Here is a 238-nt window from a genome sequence, read left to right on the forward strand (position 1 = left end):
CCCCCCCCCCCCCCCCCCCTTCTGAAAACAGAAGACGCCACCCTAGATGTAGCTCCGTCTCGTGGGCTCGGAGATGTGTATAAGAGACAGGCTCAGCGGTCGCCGTGCTCGCGCCGGACGCGCCCTGGATGCCGGTGACGCCGCCGGGGACGGAGACCCGGTACGCGGAGGTACGCGCGTCAGCAGGACGTTCTGCGGGTCCCTGTCTCTTATACACATCTGACGCTGCCGACGACGG

The 238-nt window shown here is 67.2% G+C and carries 1 protein-coding gene; it reads right to left on the reverse strand.

Annotated features, from left to right (window positions below; translation table 11 throughout):
- Positions 1 to 217 (reverse strand): hypothetical protein (locus ACR9ZK_RS23340; RefSeq protein ID WP_481344292.1); only part of this gene is annotated, 217 nt, incomplete at its 3' end.
- Positions 218 to 238: the final 21 nt, after the last annotated feature.

The organism is Monashia sp. HAY1-5C (assembly GCF_056755255.1).